The sequence below is a fragment of the Chitinimonas arctica genome (assembly GCF_007431345.1).
In the GTDB taxonomy this organism is placed as follows: domain Bacteria; phylum Pseudomonadota; class Gammaproteobacteria; order Burkholderiales; family Chitinimonadaceae; genus Chitinimonas; species Chitinimonas arctica.
Genome location: NZ_CP041730.1, coordinates 4,482,644 through 4,499,930 on the forward strand (window position 1 = coordinate 4,482,644; position 17,287 = coordinate 4,499,930).

Genomic DNA, 17,287 nt, shown 5'->3' on the forward strand with positions numbered 1-17,287 from the left:
TTCTGCTGAGGTTTTTTTTCATGTTTGATCGTATTTTACCCGTATTCCACTCCGACACCCCGGTCAAGGCGGTGCGCGCGGTGATCGACAGGCTGGCCGGCCAGCCCATGATTACTGCTTTGGACGCCCTGTACGCGGCTTTGCGGGAGGGCTTGGCGGGTTCGCCGACGGCATCCGCGGCGCGGCGCTTGATCGATGTCGTGGCCCCCGCCGCGCTGGAGTGGGCCGACCGTGCCTTGGCCGAACTGGCCACCGGCACCGACAACCCGGTACGGCGCGATATGAACGGCAAGCGCCTGGCGCTGCTGGCCGATCAGCTGGCGAATGCCTGCTATATCGAGGCATTGCGCGAGTCCGCCTTATTGCAAAAAGGCGGCGGACGGACGGGTGATCTGGCCGAATGGGCCAGCCTGCACTTCCGTTGGCTGGGATACGCGCACACCGCGCATGCCCTGCTGGATAGCCGGCGCGCCCATATCCAGTGGGAAGTCCCGGTCAGCCTGTTCCTTGCCTTGGTGCGCCACGGCGTGTTGCCGGCGGAGGAGCAGACCACCGCCGCCGAGCCGGCGCTGTCGCTGGCGTATCTACTGCTGAGCCACGATGCTTTTCCGGCCGTCGAGCCCAAGGAGGTGGCGGTGGTGGCGCGCAGTTGCCGGGAACTGGCTTCGTCGCTGCGGCTGGCGGCGGATTTTCACCGGGACACGCCGCTGGTCATGGACGCCGAGGCGAACGAGGCCAGCCGCATAGTGGGCTGGGGTGGGCCTGGGCGCGCCGCGCCGGCCCTTTGTTATGGCCTGGATGAGCCGGCACGCTTGGCGCGCCTGAGGGCGGCGGGTATCGATGCGGAGGATCTGCCGCCTCCGATGCTGCCCAAGCCGCCAACGGCCGATCAGCTGGAACGGTTGGCGGCGAACTGGCTGGAGCGGCGCGGCCGCTGCCGCAACCCGGTGGCCGTCCGCCTGGGCAGTGCCCGCGCGGCCTTCGATTTCCTCCGCATTCGCGGTTTATTGGGACAAAAGAGCGAACGCCTTCCCACCAACGATCCCTATATGCGCCAGGCGCAGATCGAAGATGTCGATGAGTCGGGCGTCAGTATGTTGTTGCCCGGCGATAGCCAGCCCTTGCTGGCTTCCGGCCTGGTGGCGCTCAATTTCGCCGAGCGCGGCTGGTGGCTGGCAAAGCCCGTCCGCTTACTGCCGGAACCCGACGGCCGGCTTTTCATGACCGCGCGCTGGCTGGGGCAGGAAGCGGAAGCGATACGCTTGACGCCGACCACCGGCGACGGCCAGCGCGCGCTATATCTGAAGCCGGGACCGGCCAACGATTACCAGGCGGGCGTGCTGCTCGACCATGCCTGGCTGGCCGCCGGACTGGCTTGCCGCGCCGATCTGGATGAGGTATCGCTGACCTTGGTCCCCGGCGAGCCCGAGCAGCTGGGGCCGGCGTTGTGGTGCTACCGCTGCCGGCAGGTACAGTAGTAGCGGGCTGCATGCTCAGGGCTGCCGGGCGAGTGCTTCGGCTTTCAGTTTCGCCACCGCATCCCCTTGCCGCGCCGCTGCGATATACCAGCTCAAGGCTTGAGCGCGGTTGGCGGCAACACCGTCGCCGTGTTCGTACATGGAGGCAATCAGGTATTGCGCCGCCATATCGCCGCCCTCCGCGGCCTTTTCATACCATTTGGCGGCCAGCCGGAAATCCTTGGCGATGCCCCTGCCTAAAAAATACTGCGTGCCCAGCGACAGCTGCGCCTGGGTGTGTCCCTGCTCGGCCGCGACCTGAAACCAGTGGGTGGCGAGGGGCTGCGAGGTGGGCGTACCTTCGCCGTGCTCATAAGCCAGCCCCAGCGCGTAGGCTGCATTCATCACCTTGCCGGCAGCGGCTTTTTCCAGCCATGGCAGCCAATCGACGTCATCCTCGCCGGCCTCGCCCCGTTTCAGCATCATGGCGTAGTTGAATTGCGCCAAAGCGTTGCCGCGCTCGGCCAGCGCACGGTATTCGCGCAGCGCCCGGGGATGGTCGCCTTTGCCGTAGGCGGCAAAGGCGCCGTCAAGATCGCTGGCTTGCGAGGCGCATAGGCACAGTGCCAGGACAATGTGGGGGAGGCGCAGGGGCATGTTCAGGGCTTCGCTGGTGGAGATGACCCTTGGTCGTGCGGCACTGGCTAATTCTTGCGTTGCGCGTACGACCCAGACTTCAGCTTAGACCTTTTGAAAGCCGTGAAAAGCGCATAAAAAAACCGCTCACGAGGAGCGGTTTTCCAATCAAGCGCGGCTGGACGCTTTATTCAAAATCACGGTTGCTGAACGACGGGCGACCGGTGGGGCGCTTGGCGCCGGCGCTGGTGTTGCCGCGGTTGTCGCCGCCGCCGGTGCCACGGCTGAAGCGCTGGCCATTGCCGTTGGCATTACCTTGTGGCGGACGGTTGCCACCTGGCTTGCGATTGCCGTTGTCGAACGGGCTATGCAAGGTCAGGCGCGGCTGTTCGGCGTAGACGGTAGCGTCCGATTCCAGGCCCTTGAAGTTGCCGTTGCGCTCTTGGCGCGGTGCTGCCGGACGGTCGCCATAAGGCTTGCGATCGGCACCGAAGCTGCCGGCAGGCTTGCGGTCGGCGTAGGCAGGACGATCGTTCGAATAGGCTGGGCGATCATTCGAATAGGCCGGACGATCGTTCGAGTAAGCAGGGCGGTCGCCGCCGGTGCGGTCGCCGAAAGGCTTGCGGTCGCCGTAGCTGCCGGCCGGCTTGCGTTCGTCGAAGCGCTTGCTGTCGCGCGGCTTGTCGCCGAACTTGCGGCCACCGTCACGCTTGTCGCCGAAGCGGCTGGCGCCACCACCGTGACCGGCGCGTGGTTCGAAGCGGGCTTCCAGGCCTTCCAGGTGGGAAGAGACCAGCTTGCGGCCGATGAACTTCTCGATGCGGCGCAGGGCTGGCACTTCATGCTTGGCGGCGAAGGAGATGGCGATGCCATCGCGACCGGCACGGCCGGTACGGCCGATACGGTGCACATAGTCTTCGGCGAACTTGGGCAGGTCGAAGTTCACCACGTGGGTGATGCCGGCCACGTCGATACCGCGAGCGGCGACGTCGGTGGCGACCAGCACATCGACTTCGCCGGTCTTCAGGCGGGCCAGGGTGCGGGTGCGCTCACGCTGCGGCATGTCGCCATGCAGCGCGGCAGCGCGCTTGCCTTGACCCAGCAGGCGGTCGGCCAGATCGGCGGCGTCCAGCTTGGTGGCGATAAAGATAATGGCTTGGCCGACGGCTTCGTCTTCCAGGATGCGGTCCAGCAGCTTGGCCTTGTGGGTGATGTCGTCGGCGTAGTGCAGCTTTTCGGCAATCTGTTCCTGGCGACGGGCCGGTGCGGCGATCTCGATGCGCTCCGGGTTGGTCAGCAGCGATTGCGCGATGGTGGCGATATCGCCATCCAGCGTGGCCGAGAACAGCGCGGTAACGCGTTCCTTCGGCAGCTTGGTCGCGATATGGGCGATATCGTCACGGAAGCCCAGGTCCAGCATGCGGTCGGCTTCGTCCAGGACCAGCATTTCAAGGCGACCCAGATCGATACGGCCGCGATTCATCAGGTCGATCAGGCGGCCAGGGGTGGCGACCAGGATTTCTACCGGGCTCGACAGCAGTTTGATCTGCAGCGGGTAAGGCATGCCGCCGACAACGCTGACGACCTTGGCGTGGCGCAGTTGCTTACCATAGGTTTCGGCGGCGGCCTTGATCTGGGCGGCCAGTTCACGGGTAGGGGACAACACCAGGATGCGGGGGCCGCGGCCTGGCTTTTCGGTTTTTTCGGTCAGGAAGTTCAGGGCCGGCAGCATAAAGGCGGCGGTCTTGCCGGTACCGGTGGCGGCCGAAGCCATGACGTCGCGGCGGGCCATCAGCAGGGGAATGGCGGCGGCTTGAATCGGGGTCGGCGAGGTGTAGCCGGAGGTGATCAGCGTGTCGAGAATAGGCTGAGCAAGGCCGAGATCGGCGAAAGTGACTTGTGTCAAAACGGTTTCCTAGGTGGGTGCCGTCCGGATAGCTGCTATCAGGATGGGCGAACGAACCCGAGCGTGCCGCCATGACTAACAAAGCCCCGTAAAACTGGGCCGACAGGCAGTCCCGCAGCCGAATAAACGGATGGCGGGAAGCTTGCGACAGGCGAACCTGTACAGCGCGGCGAGCGCGGATTTCGTCTTTTGGTGCGCCCGAATCATTCGGGCAATAAATGCTGAGATCGGCAAGGCCTGCAAAGCGGGCTGGATATGCGGATCGGCAGCGCCACATCGACGCTAACCGAAAGTGCGCCAAGACGTTGTAACTGCAACGGCGCGAGAGGTCAGGTATCGATGACGTTGTGCCTGCGACAACACAACGGCGCGCATTATGCTGAATACAAAAGAAAAACACAAAGACTTTATGCGGTACGCCTGTGACGGCGTGCTAAAATCGGTGGTTTCCAGAATCGAACTGACAGGTTTTTACCATGAGCCGCGCTCTACGCAATATCGCCATCATCGCCCACGTTGACCATGGCAAGACTACCCTGGTTGACCAACTGCTGCGCCAATCCGGCACTTTCCGCGACAACCAGCAAGTGGATGAGCGCGTGATGGATAGCAACGATCTTGAAAAAGAACGCGGCATTACCATTCTGGCCAAGAACACCGCCATCGACTTCGAAGGCACCCATATCAATATCGTCGATACCCCCGGCCACGCCGACTTCGGCGGTGAAGTAGAGCGGGTGCTGGGCATGGTTGACGGCGTGCTGCTGCTGGTGGATGCCGTCGAAGGCCCCATGCCGCAAACGCGTTTCGTGACCAAGAAGGCACTGGCGCTGGGCCTGCGTCCTATCGTCGTGATCAACAAGATCGACCGTCCGGGCGCGCGTCCGGATTGGGTGCTGGACCAGACTTTCGATCTGTTCGACAAGCTGGGCGCGTCCGACGAGCAGCTCGATTTCCACGTTATCTATGCTTCGGGCCTGAACGGCTTCGCCAAGCTGGATCTGGCGGAAGAGTCGGACAATATGCGTCCGCTGTTCGAAACCGTGCTCAAGCACGTGCCTTCCCCTCCCGGCAACCCCGATGCGCCGCTGCAATTGCAACTGGCCGCACTCGATTACTCGACCTATACCGGTCGCCTGGGCGTCGGCAAGGTGCTGAACGGCCGTATCAAGCCGGGCCAGCAAGTGGTGGTGATGAACCACGCCGACCAGGTGGCCAGCGGCCGTATCAACCAGGTGCTGGGCTTCCAGGGTCTGGAGCGGGTGCCTGTCGATGAGGCGGTTGCCGGCGATATCATCATTATTTCCGGTCTGGAAGACATCGGTATCGGCGTCACGATCTGCGACAAGGATGCCCCGGTCGGTCTGCCGGTGCTGGGTGTGGACGAGCCGACGTTGACCATGGACTTTATGGTGAACAGCTCGCCGCTGGCCGGTACCGAAGGCAAGTTCGTCACCAGCCGCCAGATCCGCGATCGCCTGACCAAGGAATTGCTGACCAACGTGGCGCTGCGCGTGGACGAAACCGAAGATTCGGACATCTTCCGCGTGTCGGGCCGTGGCGAACTGCACCTGACCATCCTGCTGGAAAGCATGCGCCGTGAAGGCTTCGAAATGGCCGTGGCCAAGCCGCGCGTGGTTTACAAGGAAATCAACGGCCAGAAGTGCGAGCCGTATGAAAACCTGACCATCGACCTGGAAGATGCCCACCAGGGCGGCGTGATGGAAGAAATCGGCCGCCGTCGTGGCGAGCTGACCAATATGGAATCGGACGGCCGTGGCCGTACCCGCCTGGAATACCATATCCCGGCCCGTGGCCTGATCGGCTTCCAGTCCGATTTCATGACCATGACCCGCGGTACCGGCCTGATGAGCCACGTGTTCGACGACTACGCCCCGGCCAAGCCCGATATGCCCGGCCGCCACAATGGCGTGCTGGTCTCGCAGGACAACGGCGAAGCCGTGGCCTACGCCCTTTGGAAGCTGGAAGATCGCGGCCGTATGTTCGTTTCGCCAGGCGACAAGCTGTACGAAGGCATGATCATCGGTATCCACAGCCGCGACAACGACCTGATCGTGAACCCGATCAAGGGTAAGCAGCTGACCAACGTGCGCGCCTCCGGCACCGACGAAGCCGTGCGCCTGACCGCACCGATCAAGCTGACCCTGGAATCGGCCGTGGAATTCATCGACGACGACGAACTGGTCGAAATCACCCCGGTCAGCATCCGTATCCGCAAGCGTCACCTGAACGAACATGATCGTAAGCGTGCGATGCGTTCTACCGAGTCCTGATCCTGGTTTGACGGGATTCGATAGGAAGTAAGCAAAAACGGCAGCCGATGGGCTGCCGTTTTTGTTATACATGGACAATTCGATGGATGGAGGTGCGTAACATCATGACAGCACTTAAATCCAATACGAGAGCCAAGGTTGTTCTGGTCAATGTGGCGCGGGTAGGGCTTGCGCGTACCAAGCGGCAGGATGTGAAGAGCCTGGCCCTGGGTGTTTGGCACAAAGGTTACACCCCCGATTTGAAGGCGCTAGAAGGCGACTATCTGAAGGATGTCGGCTATTTACTGGACAGGTTGGCGCGGTTCAATGTGCTTCCGCCTCAGCGTAAGCTGAAGTTGTTTCGCGCTGTTGCCAAGCTGAAGCCTGGAAAGCAGGCGGATCAGGGGCGAAAATTTCGTGATCGGCTGGCAAGCGAGTGGGGTGCGTCAACGGATTATTCCGCTTTCAAGGACGATTTGCTCCCGCTGCAGACCAGGCATTTCAAACCATGAGCTATGGATTGCCTCTTCAGGGCTTTTTGGATGTCCTGGCCCAAGACATCGCCAACCATCCCGAGCGGCTACATGTGGTGGACGGCACCTTGCTGCGGCGGATTGAGGCCCTGGTTGGTGGCGTTGATCTTGATCTTGATGCTCCGCTATCGCCAGACGACGAGTAAATGGAGCGCATTGTCCCCTTTGACCGTCCGCTTTAGTTTGAGGTCGTTTGCTTCAAGCGCTTTTGCATCGGTACGCAATCCATCGCGAATCCGCGCGGAGAATGGAATTGGGCGACTTCATGGCCAATAAAGCCCTGGCTTCGGTAAAACGATGCCGCATTCAGCGTGGCCTCAAGATGTAGTACTTCCAGTCCTTGGTCGCCGGCCAGCTTCTCCAGGAAGGCGAGCATCGCTTTTCCTATGCCCTTGCGCGTGTGGCGCGGGCAAACAAAGATGGCATCGATCTTGCCGTCTGTCGGATCGATGGTGCCGGATGCAACAACCTCCCCATCCAATTCAGCGATATAAAAACGCGCGGCTATCCATTGGCAAAACTGATCGGATGGCGTCTCGCCCTTTGTCCAAAGATCGATAATCTCGGTGGTGTAGTGTCCAGCCGACTCGTTCCGAATGGCTGCGTTCCGTAGCGTAAAAATAGCCTGGGCGTCGTCCCGCGCGGCCTTGCGTATCAAGTACATAAGTACATATTCCCGGTGGTGGGGGAGAGGCGGTCCTGTCCCTGCGCCGTGAACGATATGAGCGGGGCGCAGCCTATGTTACCCATGCCCGCGAAACCATTGGTCAATTTCCCTGTTGTTTTGCCGCCCCAGCCCAGCCGCAAGCCAGTCGCCATCAAAGCCACATGCTGCGTCGCACAATCGAGCGCTTGCTTGACTTTGTATTCACTGAGACGTATGTTTCAAACAACCGTTTGATCGAATCGGCTATGCTTACGGAAGTCCAACCAAAAGCAACGCCCTTCGATGGCGGCGCAGAACAACACGGCAGAGTCAATGAACGGTATGGGAGAAGTCCGACAGCTCGATACGGCCACCCGCATTCTCGATGCGGCCGAAGAGCTATTCGTGGAGCACGGTTTCGAGGCCACTTCGATGCGCATGATCACCCAGCGCGCCGAAGTGAATCTGGCGGCCGTGAATTACCACTTCGGTAGCAAGGACGCGCTGTTCAAAGGCGTCTTTACCCGCCGGCTGACGCCCCTGACGCAACTGGCGGTCCAGAATCTGGACGGCCTGGAAGCGGAGGCGGGCGAACGGCCCTTGGCGGTGGAGCGCATTATGCAGGCCTTTATGGATGCAGCACTGGATATCGCCTACGACCCGAAGCGGGGCGGGGTGATCTTCGTGCGTTTGCTCAGCCGCACTTTTATCGAAACCCACCCGGTATTGCGCGAAAGCCTGCCCAGACATTATGAAGAGCTGGTGGCGCGCTATGCCCAGGCAACAGCCAAGGCGCTACCCGAATTGGATGCCATCGAATTGCAGTGGCGTCTGAATTTTGCTTTTTCCGCCATCTTCAACGCCTTTGCCGGCAACAATATTCTGCGCCTGTTCGTAACCGATCCGGTGGTCAATGCGCGCGACCCGCGCCTGATCGCCACTTACCTCGTGCCCTTCGTCGTGGCCGGCCTGACCGCGCCTGCCACCGCAAAGGGCACTGTTTAATCGCTTCTTGGGAAGGAAGACCTCATGGCACTCACCATCCTGATCGTCGTATTGGCGATTCTCGCGCTCGGATATCTCCGTGCGCCGCTTATTGTGTGGACCATTGCTGCGCTGGCCGGCATCGCCTATGGCGTGTTCGGCCATGGCTGCGCCCTGGGCTGGCTGATCGCCGCCGGCGTTGTTGCACTGGTGTTCAATCTCGCCCCGCTGCGCCGGATGCTGATTACCGGCCCCATTTTCCGCGTCTTCAAGCGGATCACGCCGGCCATGTCGCAAACCGAGCAGGAAGCCATCAATGCCGGTACGGTGTGGTGGGATGCCGAGCTGTTTTCCGGCAAGCCTGACTTCGACAAGCTGCATAGCTTCCCCGCGCCGTCGCTGACCGCGGAAGAGCAGGCCTTCCTTGACGGTCCGACCGAAGAGCTGTGCCGCATGGTGGACGATTGGAAGATCACCCATGAGCTGAAGGATCTGCCGCCGCATGTCTGGCAGTTCATCAAGGACAACGGCTTCCTGGGCATGATCATCAAGAAGAAGTATGGCGGCGTGGAGTTCTCCAATACCGCGCATGCCCGCGTGGTTACCAAGATCGCTACCCGTGGCGGTACGGCCGCCGTGACCGTGATGGTGCCCAATTCGCTCGGACCGGGCGAGTTGCTGCAGCACTACGGCACCGAAGCGCAGAAGGACTACTATCTGCCGCGCCTGGCCAAGGGCCTGGAAATTCCTTGCTTCGCACTGACCAGCCCCTATGCCGGTTCCGATGCGGGCGCCATTCCCGACTTCGGCGTGGTTTGCAAGGGCAGCTACACCGATCCGCGTACCGGCGAGCGCCATGAGAACGTGGTCGGTATCCGCCTGAGCTGGGAAAAGCGCTGGATCACCCTGGCGCCGGTCGCCACCATCCTGGGCATGGCCTTCAAGCTGTATGACCCTGAGCACCTGATCGGCGAAAAGGAAGATATCGGTATCACCTGCGCCCTGATCCCGACCAACCATGAAGGCGTCGATATCGGCCGCCGCCACTTGCCGCCGGGTTCGGTCTTCATGAATGGCCCGACCATGGGCAAGGATGTGTTCATTCCGCTGGACTGGATCATCGGCGGCAAGGACTACGCGGGCCAAGGCTGGCGCATGCTGGTCGAGTGCCTGTCGGTTGGACGCGCCATCTCGCTGCCGGCCATGTCGGTCGCCTCCGGCAAGTTCGCCAGCTTCGTCACCGGCGCCTATGCCCGCATCCGCGAACAGTTCGGCCTGTCCATCGGCAAGTTCGAAGGCGTGGATGAAGCATTGGCCCGTATCGGTGGTTACACCTACCAGATGGATTCGGCCCAGCGCCTGGCGCTGGTCGGTCTGGACAGCGGCGAGAAGCCGTCGGTGATTTCTGCCATCCTGAAGTACCACAACACCGAGCGCATGCGTTATGTGCTGAACGACGCGATGGACATCCATGGCGGCAAGGCCGTGGTACTGGGACCGCGCAACTACCTGGGCAATGCCTACCAGACCATTCCGGTCGGCATCACCGTGGAAGGCGCCAATATCCTGACCCGCTCCATGATCATCTACGGTCAGGGCGCGATCCGTTGCCATCCTTTCGTGCTGCGCGAAATGAAGGCGGCCATGGCCAACGACGGTGTGGAATTCGACAAGGCCTTCAGCGGCCACCTGGGCTTCGTGCTCGACAACGCCATCCGCAGCTTCGTGCTGGGCGTGACCGGCTCCAAGATTGCCAGCGCACCCGTGGGCGGCGACCTTGCCCAGTACTACAAGGATATCGAGCGTTTGTCGGCCGCGTTCGCGCTGATGTCCGATATGGCCATGTTCAGCATGGGCGGTTCGCTCAAGTTCCGCGAAAAGATCTCCGCTCGCTTGGGTGATGTGCTGTCCAACCTGTATATCGCCACCTCGGCCCTGAAGCGCTTCGCCGATGACGGCCGTCCGAAGGAAGATCTGCCGCTGCTGAAGTGGGCGGTATTGCAGGCACTGCATGATGCGCAGGAAGCCATGACGGGCTTCCTGGCCAATCTGCCGAATCGTCCGCTGGCGTTCGTGCTGAACTGGATCGTCTTTCCGCTGGGCCGCCACTTCACCACGCCGCGCGACCGTCTGGGCACCAAGATCGCCCGTCTGTTGATGCAGCCTGGCGAAGCGCGCGATCGCCTGACCCGCGATGTGTTTGTACCGGAATCGGAAACCGATGCGGTCGGCGTGCTCAACCATGCGCTCAATGCCCATATCGAAGCGGAATCGACCGAAGGCAAGCTGCGCCGCGCCCAGCGCGACGGCAAGCTGAAGTCGCTCAATGCCAAGGGCCGTCTGGACGAGGCGCTTGGCAGCGGCTTGGTGACGCAGGCCGAATTCGATATCGTGACCCGTGCCCGCCGCCTCAAGCGCGAAGTGATCATGGTGGACGATTTCGACACCATGCTGGAACAGCACGATACGGAAATCAGCAAGCGCGAACCTGTGTAACAAAAGCAACAGAAAACTGTCGTGAGAAAGCCGCGCTGGTGCAAGCCAGTGCGGCTTTTCAACAAATAGGGGCGAATCGCTATGCTATCCTCGGCTGCATCATCGGCCGAGCGCTTGAATGGTCAGAGATTACTGATTCACCCCTAGGAGAGACAATAAATGACAATGCATGCACTTCGCGTTACTGCGCTTCTGGTCGGCGCCGCCTTTGCCCAGCAAGCTCTCGCTTCCGGTTATCACTTCGGTACCCAATCGGTTAGCGCACAGGGCACCGCAAATGCCTCCGGCGCCGCGGTCGAAGATGCCTCGACGCTGTTCTACAACCCGGCGGGCCTGACTTCACTGCCTGGTACCAATCTATCCGGCGTGCTCGATTTGGTGGTGCCGCATGGTGAATACACCGATACCGGCAGCCATACCTCCGGCGTGATCCATCCAGGGACTGGCGTGGCACTCGTGCCTGGCGCCCGCACCAAGGGCAATGACGGCGGTACTTTCGTCAAGGCCACGGCCGTACCGCACGCCTTTTTCTCGCACCAGCTGAACGACAAGGCCACCGTCGGTTTCGGCGTGTTCGTTCCCTTCGGTTCCAAGACCAAGTACGACGACAATTGGGTCGGCCGCTATAACGTCATTGAAACCGAACTGAAGACCATCGCCCTGAACCCCTCGTTCGCCTTCAAGATCAGCGACAAGGTGTCCATCGGTGGCGGTCTCACGGCCCAATTCATCGAAGGCAAGCTGGTCAAGGCCGCCGACTTCGGCAGCGGCGCCGTCGGTTCGGTACTGCAAAGCGGCCAGATCACCGGCGCGCAAGCCAGCGCCATGCTGACCGCCGTCGGCGGTAATCCAGCCTATTCCGGCGACGTGCATATCAAGGGTGACGACTGGGGTTTCGGTTGGAATCTGGGGGTGATGTTCAATATCGATCCGACCGCCCGTATCGGCTTCGCCTATCGCTCCAAGATCAAGCATGAGCTGTCCGGCGAGGCCGATTGGACCGTGCCGCAGACCTTCGCCGGTTCGCCGGTGTTCGGTCCCGCCGGCGCCGTCGTGCAGGCCGGCCTGAATGGCCGCTACGTGGATAGCGCCGCCACCCTGAAGGTGGATACGCCCGAATCGTTCTCCTTGTCCGGCTTCAAGCAGGTCAACGACAAGCTGGCGCTGATGGCCGATATCACCCGTACCCGCCACTCGCGTTTCAAGGAACTGCGTGTCGATTTCGCCAGCAGCCTGCCTGATTCGGTTACCCCGGAAAACTGGGACGACACCACCAAGGTTTCCTTCGGCGGCAGCTACCAGCTGAACGACAAGATGAAGCTGCGTGCCGGTGTGGCCTACGACGAATCGCCGGTTGACGATGCCAATCGCACCCCGTCCATCCCCGACGGCGACCGCAAGTGGTTCTCGCTGGGCATGAACTACGGCCTGACCAAGCACAGCTCGGTGGACGTGGCCTACTCCTTTGTCCAGGTCGGCAAGCCCAACATCAACAACTTCGACAATGGCGGCGTGAAGACGGCAGGCGGTGCAGCCACCTGTAACCAGGCCCTCAATACCTCCAGCTGCGCCACCATCGTGGGTCAGTACAAGGTGTACTCGCATATCATCGGTCTGCAGTACAACACGCGCTTCTAGGCGTGTAGCGTTCCGGACCCGTTCGGGCCCGGCGTTGGAACCAGCCCCGGTTCGGCCTGTCAGGCTGGATCGGGGTTTGGAACGTTTATATACTCACGAGTCGTACGCGTAGGCTGGGAAAATCCAATTCGCTTGGGTGAAGTGGCGGTTTACGCACATTATTCAAGCAAGCGCTTGGCATAAACGAACGTTTGCTTTAGTGTCTACACTATTCGCATCGCAGTTGAATTTTGCGAGCCCCCCGATCGACTCCCCACATCGAGGAACACCATGTCCCAATCCAAATTCATCGTCCGCAAGGTGGCCGTGCTCGGCGCCGGCGTGATGGGTGCTCAGATCGCTGCCCACCTGGCCAATGCCAATGTGGAAGCCATCCTGTTTGACCTGCCGGCCAAGGAAGGCCCCAAGAACGGTATCGCGCTGAAGGCGATCGAAGCGCTGAAGAAGCAGAATCCCGCGCCGCTGTCCGCCAAGGCTCGCGCCGAATTCATCACGCCGGCCAACTATGACGAGCACCTGCACCTGCTGAAGGATTGCGACCTGGTGATCGAAGCCATCGCCGAGCGCATGGACTGGAAGCTGGGCCTGTACGAAAAAGTTGCGCCGCACCTGGGCGCACAAACCATTTTCGCCACCAATACCTCCGGCCTGTCGATCAACAAGCTGGCCGAAGGCTGCCCGGCCTCGATGCGTGCGCGCTTCTGCGGCATCCATTTCTTCAATCCGCCCCGCTATATGCACCTGGTGGAAATCATCCCTTGCGTGACCAGCGATGCGGAAATGCTGGACCAGCTGGAAGCCTTCCTGGCCACCACCCTGGGCAAAGGCGTGATCCGCGCCAAGGACACCCCGAATTTCGTGGCCAACCGCATCGGCGTCTACTCGATGCTGGCAGCGATCCACAATGCCGAAAAGTTCGGTATCCGCTTCGACGTGGTCGATGACCTGACCGGCCCGCGCCTGGGCCGCCCCAAGTCGGCGACCTTCCGTACCGCCGACGTGGTGGGCCTGGATACGTTCGCCCACGTGGTGAAAACCATGCAGGACACGCTGCCCGACGATCCGTGGCATGCGCTGTTCCAATCGCCGCAATGGCTGGCCAAGCTGATCGAAGCCGGCGCCCTGGGCGCCAAGAGCAAGGTCGGTATCTACAAGCGCGAAGGCAAGACCAAGCTGGTGCTCGATCCGACCGCCGGCAGCTATGTCGAAGCCAATCAAAAGGGCGACGACGCGGTCAAGGAACTGATGAAGATCAAGGATCCCGGCAAGCGTCTGCTCAAGCTGCGCGAGTCGGCCAATCCGGAAGCCCAGTTCCTGTGGGCCTGCTTCCGCGACGTGTTCCATTACATCGCCGTCCATCTCGACACCGTGGCGGACAACGCCCGTGACGTCGACCTGGCCATCCGCTGGGGCTTCGGCTGGAACGAAGGTCCGTTCGAAACCTGGCAGGCCGCCGGCTGGAAGCAAGTGGCCGAGTGGGTCAAGGCCGATATCGAGGCAGGCAAGACCATTGTCGCCACGCCGCTGCCGGCCTGGGTGTTCGAACGCGAAGGCGTGCACGAAGCCGCCGGCTCCTACAGCGCCAGCAAGAACGCCCTGGTACCGCGCTCCACCCTGGACGTCTACCAGCGCCAGCTGTTCCCGGCGCAACTGGTGGGCGAAGCCGCACCGGTTTACGGCGAGACCGTGTTCGAGAACGAAGGCCTGCGCGCCTGGACTTCGGGCGATGGCGTCCTGGTCCTGTCCATCCTCAGCAAGGCCCACGCAATCGGCCCGGCCGTGCTGGAAGGCATCAACAAGTCGCTGGACATTGCCGAAGCGCGCTTCAAGGGCGTGGTGATCTGGAGCCCGGACGACGTGTTCTCGGTCGGCGCCGATCTGTCGTCCATGCTGCCCGCCTTCATGGCCGGCGACTGGGCCAGTATCGAAAACATGATCGAGCAGTTCCAGAAGGGTTCCATGCGCCTGCGTTACAGCCAGGTGCCGACGGTAGCGGCCACCCGTGGCTACACCTTCGGCGGCGGCTGCGAACTGGCCATGCACTGCGACCGCGTGGTTGCCCACCTGGAAAGCTATGTCGGCTTGGTGGAAGTGGGCGTCGGCCTGCTGCCGGGCGGCGGCGGCTGCAAGGAATTCGCCCTGCGCGCCGCACAGGAAGCCCGTGGCGATGTATTCGCCGCGCTGAAGGATCGCTATATGGCGATCGCCACCGCCAATGTGGCCAAGAGCGCCGAAGAAGCCCGCGAGATCGGCTTCTTCCGGGACGCCGACGTGATCGTATTCAACCAGTACGAACTGCTGCACGTCGCCAAGCAGCAAGCCTTGGCGCTGGCGGAATCGGGCTACCGGGCACCGCTCAAGGTCAAGGGTTTCCAGGTTGCCGGCCGTGCCGGTGCAGCGTCGATCAAGGGCCAGCTGGTCAACATGATGGAAGGCGGCTTTATTTCCAAGCACGACTTCCATATCGGCGCGCTGATCGCCGATGTGATCACCGGCGGCGATGTCGAAGCCGGCACCCTGGTCGATGAAGACTGGATCCTCGCCTTGGAGCGCAAGGGCTTTATGTCGCTGCTCAAGAACGAGAAGACCCAGGAACGCATCGCCTACATGCTGCAGAACAACAAGCCGCTGCGTAACTGATCGCCAGCGCCGCAACCGTGCGCCGACCCGGCCGGATAGGGCAGGGCGGCGTTGGCCGGCGTGATCGAGCCTTTAGATGAAACAATGAATCAAGGTGGGCAAGCCGGGCTTGTCCACCACATCTCCGGCCGATGCGGGCAATCGCCCCGTCCGCCCTACGTAATGGAGAATTGAAATGACCAAGCAAGTTCAAGAAGCCTACATCGTCGCCGCCACGCGCACGCCGGTGGGTAAAGCCCCGCGCGGCATGATGCGCTTTATCCGCCCGGACGATATGCTGGCCCATGTCATCCGCGAAGCCATGGCCCAGGTGCCGACCCTGGACCCGGCCCTGGTGGAAGACGTGATCGCCGGCTGTGCCTTCCCGGAAGCCGAGCAAGGCTTGAACATGGCCCGTATCTCGGCCCTGTTGGCCGGCCTGCCGCACACTACCGGCGGCCTGACCATCAATCGCTACTGCTCCTCGGGCATCAATGCCGTGCAGGTCGCGGCCGACCGTATCCGTACCGGTGAAGCCGATGTCATGATCGCCGGCGGTGCCGAGTCGATGTCGCTGGTGCCCATGATGGGCAACAAGGTTTCGCTGAATCCCGAAATCTTCGCCAAGGACGAAAACGTCGGCATCGCTTACGGCATGGGCCTGACCGCCGAGAAGGTCGCCCAGCAATGGGGTGTGTCGCGCGAAGACCAGGATGCGTTCGCGGTGGAATCCAACCGCCGCGCCATCGCAGCCATCGAAGGCGGCGAGTTCAAGCAGGAAATCAGCCCGCTGGAAGCGCTCTACCGTACGCCCAACCTGGCGACCGGCGAAGTCGATATCATCAAGAAGCTGCTGGATACCGACGAAGGCCCTCGCGCCGGCACCAGCATGGAAGGCCTGGCCAAGCTCAAGACGGTATTCGCCGCCAAGGGTTCGGTTACCGCCGGTAACTCCTCGCAGATGTCCGACGGCGCCGGCGCCGTGGTGATCGTGTCCGAGAAGATCCTCAAGCAATTCAACCTGGTGCCTTTGGCGCGCTACGTCGGCTTTGCCGTCAAGGGCGTGCCGCCGGAAATCATGGGGATCGGCCCGAAGGAAGCGATTCCGGCCGCGCTGAAGGCAGCGGGCCTGACCCTGGCCGATATCGCCTGGATGGAACTGAATGAAGCGTTCGCCGCACAGGCGCTGGCGGTTATTCGCGATCTGGGCCTGGATACCAAGCTGGTCAACCCATTGGGCGGCGCCATCGCCCTGGGCCACCCCTTGGGCGCAACCGGCGCCATCCGTACCGCCACCCTGGTACACGGCATGCGCCGCCATGGCATGCAGGGCAAGCACGGCATGGTGACGATGTGTATCGGCACCGGTATGGGCGCCGCTGGTATCATTCAGTCGCTGTAAAGTCAGCCCAGCCCAGTATGCAGGCCGGCCGGCAGATTATTGCCCGCCGGCCTTTTATCGAATGGCGTTTGCCATTCGCTGCATCATTCGCGGCAGCGTCCGCGTAACCCGAGAAGGACGGAGACAAATGAAAAAATCCCTCGTAATCCTGCTGGCTTGCGGCAGTCTGTTTGCCGGCGCCGCCGAAATCGGCGGGGTAAAGCTGGATGACACCGCCAAGGTGTCCGGTCAGGATCTGGTTTTCAACGGTGGCGGCATCCGTACCAAGTACGGCATCGCCAAGGTCTATGTGGCCGGTTTGTACGCGGCGCAGAAGACCAATAACGCCGATGCCGTCGTCAATGCCGTCACGCCGCGCCGCGTGGTGCTCTCCATGCTGCGCAAGGTCGAGGCGGAAAAGCTGCACGAATCGCTGCTGGATGGCCTGGAAGAAAACACCACGGAAGCGGAATTCGCTGCCCTGCAACCGCGCCTCAAGGAAATGAACGCCATATTCCAGGGTGTGAAGGAAGTAAAGGAAGGCGATCTGATCGCGCTGGACTTCCTGCCTGGTAAGGGCACCCAGATCACCGTGCGCGGCCAGATCCGGGACGTGATCGGCGGCGATGACTTCTCGCGCGCCTTGCTGCGGGTCTGGCTGGGCAAGAAGCCGGTCAGCGACAGCCTCAAGTCGGGCATGTTGGGCGGCAAGTAGTCC

Annotated in this window: 12 protein-coding genes and 1 pseudogene; 10 read left to right on the forward strand and 3 right to left on the reverse strand. The window is 61.8% G+C overall.

Going from position 1 to position 17,287, the window contains the following annotated elements; all coding sequences use genetic code 11:
- The first annotated feature begins 20 nt into the window (after positions 1-20).
- On the forward strand, positions 21-1,478 hold the full coding sequence (locus FNU76_RS20505) for a hypothetical protein (protein WP_144279924.1): 1,458 nt from the start codon (positions 21-23) through the stop codon (positions 1,476-1,478).
- 15 nt (positions 1,479-1,493) lie between these two features.
- Here FNU76_RS20505 and FNU76_RS20510 read toward each other — a convergent pair whose 3' ends face one another.
- A complete protein-coding gene (locus FNU76_RS20510; protein ID WP_144279925.1) occupies positions 1,494-2,114 on the reverse strand; it encodes a tetratricopeptide repeat protein in 621 nt (206 codons plus the stop codon).
- 439 nt (positions 2,115-2,553) lie between these two features.
- Positions 2,554-3,999 (reverse strand): annotated as a pseudogene (locus tag FNU76_RS20520) (DEAD/DEAH box helicase); the annotation flags it as partial.
- Positions 4,000-4,475: 476 nt separating this feature from the next.
- Between FNU76_RS20520 and typA the strand changes: the two are divergent.
- From typA to FNU76_RS20535, 3 genes are all read left to right on the forward strand, one after another.
- A complete protein-coding gene (gene typA, locus FNU76_RS20525) occupies positions 4,476-6,293 on the forward strand; it encodes a translational GTPase TypA (RefSeq protein ID WP_144279926.1) in 1,818 nt (605 codons plus the stop codon).
- Positions 6,294-6,397: 104 nt separating this feature from the next.
- A complete protein-coding gene (locus FNU76_RS20530; RefSeq protein ID WP_144279927.1) occupies positions 6,398-6,784 on the forward strand; it encodes a hypothetical protein in 387 nt (128 codons plus the stop codon).
- Positions 6,781-6,951 (forward strand): type II toxin-antitoxin system PrlF family antitoxin, encoded by a 171-nt coding sequence (locus FNU76_RS20535; protein WP_144279928.1) that lies wholly within the window; start codon positions 6,781-6,783, stop codon positions 6,949-6,951. The genes FNU76_RS20530 and FNU76_RS20535 overlap by 4 nt, the downstream gene beginning before the upstream one ends.
- Positions 6,952-6,983: 32 nt before the next feature.
- Here the strand turns inward: FNU76_RS20535 and FNU76_RS20540 are convergent, their stop codons facing one another.
- Positions 6,984-7,469, reverse strand: coding sequence for a GNAT family N-acetyltransferase (locus tag FNU76_RS20540; protein ID WP_144279929.1), 486 nt, complete (start codon positions 7,467-7,469; stop codon positions 6,984-6,986).
- Positions 7,470-7,784: 315 nt separating this feature from the next.
- On the opposite strand from FNU76_RS20540, the gene FNU76_RS20545 reads away from it, so the two are divergent.
- The 6 genes from FNU76_RS20545 to FNU76_RS20570 all read left to right on the forward strand — a co-directional run bounded on the left by FNU76_RS20545 (position 7,785) and on the right by FNU76_RS20570 (position 17,284).
- Entirely contained in the window at positions 7,785-8,456 is a 672-nt protein-coding gene (locus tag FNU76_RS20545) for a TetR/AcrR family transcriptional regulator (RefSeq protein WP_223879117.1), read from the forward strand.
- Positions 8,457-8,480: 24 nt separating this feature from the next.
- Positions 8,481-10,931, forward strand: a complete 2,451-nt coding sequence (locus FNU76_RS20550; RefSeq protein ID WP_144279930.1) for an acyl-CoA dehydrogenase — start codon at positions 8,481-8,483, stop codon at positions 10,929-10,931.
- Between the two features lie 159 nt (positions 10,932-11,090).
- Complete coding sequence (locus FNU76_RS20555) at positions 11,091-12,569, forward strand: OmpP1/FadL family transporter (protein WP_144279931.1); 1,479 nt, start codon at positions 11,091-11,093, stop codon at positions 12,567-12,569.
- 270 nt (positions 12,570-12,839) lie between these two features.
- On the forward strand, positions 12,840-15,209 hold the full coding sequence (locus FNU76_RS20560) for a 3-hydroxyacyl-CoA dehydrogenase/enoyl-CoA hydratase family protein (protein ID WP_144279932.1): 2,370 nt from the start codon (positions 12,840-12,842) through the stop codon (positions 15,207-15,209).
- Positions 15,210-15,384: 175 nt separating this feature from the next.
- Positions 15,385-16,590: an acetyl-CoA C-acyltransferase gene (locus tag FNU76_RS20565; RefSeq protein WP_144279933.1), complete on the forward strand. Its 1,206-nt coding sequence runs from the start codon at positions 15,385-15,387 to the stop codon at positions 16,588-16,590.
- Between the two features lie 127 nt (positions 16,591-16,717).
- On the forward strand, positions 16,718-17,284 hold the full coding sequence (locus tag FNU76_RS20570) for a chalcone isomerase family protein (RefSeq protein WP_179958222.1): 567 nt from the start codon (positions 16,718-16,720) through the stop codon (positions 17,282-17,284).
- Positions 17,285-17,287 lie beyond the last annotated feature (3 nt).